Source organism: Ilumatobacter sp. (assembly GCF_049588435.1).
Lineage (GTDB): Bacteria > Actinomycetota > Acidimicrobiia > Acidimicrobiales > Ilumatobacteraceae > Ilumatobacter_A.
Map to the genome: position 1 here is coordinate 1 of NZ_JBAVYV010000563.1, position 4,436 is coordinate 4,436.

The 4,436-nt window shown below is 68.5% G+C and carries 6 protein-coding genes and 1 pseudogene; 3 read left to right on the forward strand and 4 right to left on the reverse strand.

Translation table 11 applies throughout. The features are described from left to right. Together WBV89_RS21220 and WBV89_RS21225 are read left to right on the forward strand one after the other, a co-directional pair. A pseudogene (locus WBV89_RS21220) lies at positions 1 to 200 on the forward strand (class I SAM-dependent RNA methyltransferase); the annotation flags it as partial. A 40-nt stretch (positions 201 to 240) separates the two neighbouring features. After that, positions 241 to 1,143 (forward strand): pseudouridine-5'-phosphate glycosidase, encoded by a 903-nt coding sequence (locus WBV89_RS21225; RefSeq protein WP_423983323.1) that lies wholly within the window; start codon positions 241 to 243, stop codon positions 1,141 to 1,143. Here WBV89_RS21225 and WBV89_RS21230 read toward each other — a convergent pair whose 3' ends face one another. From WBV89_RS21230 to WBV89_RS21245, 4 genes are all read right to left on the reverse strand, one after another. Next, positions 1,144 to 1,854 carry a pyridoxamine 5'-phosphate oxidase family protein gene (locus tag WBV89_RS21230; protein WP_423983324.1) on the reverse strand — a complete coding sequence of 237 codons (711 nt, stop codon included), beginning with the start codon at positions 1,852 to 1,854 and terminating at the stop codon, positions 1,144 to 1,146. 77 nt (positions 1,855 to 1,931) lie between these two features. Continuing rightward, the gene (locus WBV89_RS21235; protein WP_423983325.1) at positions 1,932 to 2,585 is read right to left on the reverse strand and encodes an NAD(P)H-dependent oxidoreductase; all 654 of its coding nucleotides are present in this window, start codon (positions 2,583 to 2,585) and stop codon (positions 1,932 to 1,934) included. Further along, positions 2,582 to 3,172 (reverse strand): NAD(P)H-dependent oxidoreductase, encoded by a 591-nt coding sequence (locus tag WBV89_RS21240; RefSeq protein WP_423983326.1) that lies wholly within the window; start codon positions 3,170 to 3,172, stop codon positions 2,582 to 2,584. Before WBV89_RS21240 ends, WBV89_RS21235 begins: the two co-directional genes overlap by 4 nt. 15 nt (positions 3,173 to 3,187) lie before the next feature. Then, positions 3,188 to 4,018 carry a sulfite exporter TauE/SafE family protein gene (locus WBV89_RS21245; RefSeq protein WP_423983327.1) on the reverse strand — a complete coding sequence of 277 codons (831 nt, stop codon included), beginning with the start codon at positions 4,016 to 4,018 and terminating at the stop codon, positions 3,188 to 3,190. Between the two features lie 147 nt (positions 4,019 to 4,165). Between WBV89_RS21245 and WBV89_RS21250 the strand changes: the two genes are divergently transcribed. Further along, positions 4,166 to 4,436: 2-oxoglutarate dehydrogenase E1 subunit family protein (locus WBV89_RS21250; RefSeq protein ID WP_423983328.1), on the forward strand; the 271-nt coding region annotated here is incomplete at its 3' end.

Here is a 4,436-nt window from a genome sequence, read left to right on the forward strand (position 1 = left end):
GGCTCGCCAAGCCCGGCGTCGCCGCCGTCGCCCGGACCAAGGCGTCCGTGATCGTGCTGGTCAGCTGTGACCCGGTGTCGCTCGCACGCGATGCTCGACTGCTGGCCGACGAGGGGTACGCGATGGAGCGCGTCGAGGTGCTCGATCTGTTCCCGCAGACCCCGCACGTCGAATGTGTCACCCGCTTCGTCCGTCGCTGACCGAGCCCGTGCGGGGCGGAGGTCCCGTACGCTCGGTGCGGTGATCGACGTTCACTGTTCCGACGAAGTCCGTGACACCCTCGACGCCAGTGGTCCGGTCGTCGCGATGGAGTCGACGATCTATTCGAATCTCGGCCTGCCCGCTCCGGCCAACGGCGAAGCGCTCGACCGTTGCATCGCGGCGATCCGCTCGCAGGGTGCCGTTCCCGCGGTGACCGCGGTGCTCGACGGGGTGGTGCGCGTCGGTCTCGACCCGTCGGAACACGAGCGGATCCTCGGCGACGCACGCAAGGCTGCCGAGCGCGACGTCCCTGTCGCGGTGGCCCAGCGTTGGGAATTCGGTGCGACCACGGTGTCGGCATCCGTCGCGATCTCGGCGGCCGCGGGCATCCCGGTGTTCGCCACGGGTGGGCTGGGGGGAGTGCATCGAGGAGCGGAGCTGACCGCCGACGTGTCGGCCGATCTCGATGCGCTGGCGAGCCATCGCGTCGTCACCGTGTCGGCGGGCGCCAAGGCGTTTCTCGACCTCTCCCGCACCCTTGAGTACCTCGAGACGTTCGGTGTTCCGGTCCTCGGTTGGCAGCACGATTGGTTCCCCGCGTTCTACACGCGGTCGTCCGGGCTTCGAGTCGCACACCGGGTGGAGACGGCCGGTGAGGTGGCCCGCACATTCGACAACCTCACGCGTCCCGCATCGGGCGTGCTCGTGACCGTGCCGATTCCCGAGCAGGACGAACTCGATGCAACCGAACTCGACCGGGTGCTCGACGACGCGCTCGCCGAATGTGATTCCGTCGGAATCGTCGGTGCCGCGGTGACGCCGTTCGTGCTCGACCGGATCGCCCAGGCGACGGATGGACGCAGCATCCCGGCCAACCTCGCGCTCGCCGAGAACAACGCGGGCGTGGCTGCCGAGATCGCCGTCGCGATCGCCGCCGGCTGATCAGTTCGCGGCGTGAGCGTCGCGACCAGCGAGGGCCGACACCGCGTCGGGGACGGCAGCGTCGCAGCGCAGATCTGCCGCAGTGGTCGGCTCGCCCCACCGGGTGCCGAGTGGTACCAGGCCCGCCCAGTGCGGACCATCCATGTCGCCGTCCTCGTCGATCGGGTCGCCCGCACGAATCTTCGCCGAGGCCTCGGTCAACGGAACCGCGAGGACCAACGTCTTCTTCACGTCGGATGCCGACGGTGGCCGTGCCGTGTCCCAGACCGGCGCAATATGGTCGTTGATCACGCGGAGTGCGGCGAGCCTCTCGTCGGGGTCGTCGATCGCGGTGGCGGTCCCACGGATGACGACCGACCGATAGTTCATCGAGTTGTGGAATGGCGTGCGTGCGACGACCAATCCGTCCACGATCGTGACGGTCACGCACACGTCGACCGTCCGGCCCGCGCGCAGCATCGCGTTCGCGACGGCACCGTGCACGAGGACCTCGTGACCGTCACCGCCGTCAGCATCGCCGTCGGAGGTGGATGCGACCACGGGACGCACGCCGTAGGCCATCGGGAGCACGATCGGACCGTCGGCGGTGGCGACTCCGACGTGGGCGATCAGACCGGCGGAGAGGATCGAGCGGATGCGGTCATCGTCGTAGACGGCCCGGTTCGCTCCCCGGCGGACGGTCGTACGCGTGGACGCGGGGGTGTGGGGCATCGCGGCAACATAGCCAATTCACCGATGCGCCCGATGCCCGGTTTTCGGCGCGTTCGTGCCTGGCACCGACGGTCAGGTCACCGATGCGCGTTCGTGCGTGGCACCGACGCGCAGGACGGACGGGTGATGTGGGCGATCCGGTCGGCGAGGCCGTCGAGGAACTTCCGGCGTCGCTCGTCGGACGCCGTGTCGATGCCGTACAGCGCGATCCAATCGGTCCGCGAGCGCGGATGGCACATCGACCGCAGACTGCGTGTCATCGTCCGCTTTCCGCCTTCCCCCTGCACGCTGTTCACGAGCTTCGACGAGCCGTGTGACGTCACGGCCACCAGTCGTCGGATGTTGCGCAGCCGCGGTCGAAGGCGGGTCGCGCCGTCCGGGAGGTCCCATGCGACCCCTGACGCCCAGACGCGGTCGATCCAGCCCTTGAGCATCGCCGGTTGGCCGGACCACCACGTCGGATAGACGAGCACGAGCGTGTCGCACCAGCGCAGGTCGTCGGCGTGCTGCTGGACGTCGTCCTCGACACCCGGCTCGAGATGTCGGCGGTGCTCGTCGGCCGTCAGTTCGGGGACGAAACCCTCGCGGTACAGGTCGTGAACGCGGACCTCGGCTCCGGCCACGGCGAGCCCGGCTCGAACCTGCTCGAACGCGCTGGGGATGAACCCTTCCGGGCACGGGTGGCAGTGGATCACCAGCACCCTCCGCGCCGAGGTCGATCCACCCTTCACAGCTCGCTCAACTCTCGCTCGACACGGGCCGCGAACTCGTGACGCCGTACCTCGGTGCTGCCGTCGATGCCGTACATCCCGAACCACTGGCGCGACGTTCGCCAACCGCACGAGAGGCGCAGCGCCCGCATCAACGTCCGGCGGCCGTTGTCGTTGACCGCCCGCACGTACCAGCGCGGGGATCCGTACGTCGAGATCCCGATCAGGTGCTCGACGTTGGTCAGCCCGGGTCGGACCTTGCCGGTCCGCTCGTCGAATCGGAATCCGACACCGGGCACCATCACCCGCTCCAGCCACCCCTTCAGGATCGCCGGGAGTCCACTCCACCACGTGGGGTAGACGAACACGAGCGCATCGACGCTGCGGATGAGGTCGGCGTGGTGCGCGACGATCGGGTCGAGAATGGGTGCATCGCCGTGGTAGGCGATGCGTTCATCGGTCGACATTGCGGCCCGGAAGCCGATCTCGTACAGGTCGATCAACTCGACTTCGTGCCCGCCGGCTGCGAGGCCAGCCACCGCTCGGGATGCCAACTCGTGGGCGAAACCGTCCGGGCGCGGATGGGCGACGATCACCGCGGCGCGCATCGCAGGCGGTTCCGGTCAGGTCGTGTCGAGGGCGTCATGCTCGGTCTCGGGAATCGGAGTCGGAGTACGCAGGGTCCGCGCCTGGATGATCGCGACGATGATCAGGAGGACGGCGAACATCGCGTTCGAGAACGTCGCGCTGAGCGACCGCGCGATCAGGCCGCCGATCACTGCGAAGAGCACGCCGGAGACACCGATCGCGCCGCCGACACGCATGTCGACGTTGCGATTGGCACGGTTGCGCCACGTACCGACGAGCGACGACGGGAGGATGACGGCCACCGAGGTGCCCTTGGCGAGCACCGGAGGCATCGAGAACAGGACCACGAGCGCCGGGACGATGATGACGCCGCCGCCGATGCCCAACAGGCCGGCCAGCGTGCCGGTGACGAACCCGATGGTGACGAGGACGAACCCGGTGGCGACGGTCAAGGTCTCGCGACCCAGGGCATCGCTCGGCACGAGCAGTCGCACCGCGGTCAAGACGATCACCGCGATGAAGATGATCGTGAGCGGCCGCTTCGGGATGATCTGCAGCAGGTGGGTGCCCACGACCGCTCCACAGATCGCTCCGGTGGCGAGGAGCAACGCGACGTGCCAGTCGACGTGGTCGCCGAGCGCGTAGGTGGCCAGGCTGGCGGCCGCGACAGGAATCGTGGCGGCCAGCGACGTGCCGTGAGCCAGCCGCCGGTCCATCGACATCATCGTCAGGAGCGCCGGGACGATGACGATTCCGCCGCCGATGCCGAAGAGTCCGCTGAGCAGTCCGGCGGCGGCGCCGATGACCAGGCCGCGCCAGGGAATCGTCCCGAATGAGCTCGATGTACTGGTCACCGGAACGGACACGGCGTCACCCTAGTCACGCGCACGGAGGTTCGATCCAGACGTCGGAACGCGTCGAAGAGGCTCGAAGCTGCTGTTCCCGTGCATCGCGTGCGAGAAGTTGGCGTTTGCCATCTCGCCGAGCGGTCGCTCATGAGTACCCTGTCGATCGTGGCAACGCCAGAGAACCAGACCGGAGGAACAGGGGCGGATTTCGGTGCGAACTCCTGGCTCGTCGAGGAGATGTACGAGCAGTTCGTGCAGGATCCGAGCTCGGTCGGCGACCAGTGGCAGGAGTTCTTCGCCGATTACAAAGCGACAGCGCCGTCGGTCGCCGCTGCCGCTGCTTCGTCACCGCAGGTGCGCGCCGTCGCCGCTGCGCACCGCTCCGGAGGCGAGGCCGCCGAACGTGATCTGCCCGCCCCGTCGACCGCAACACCGG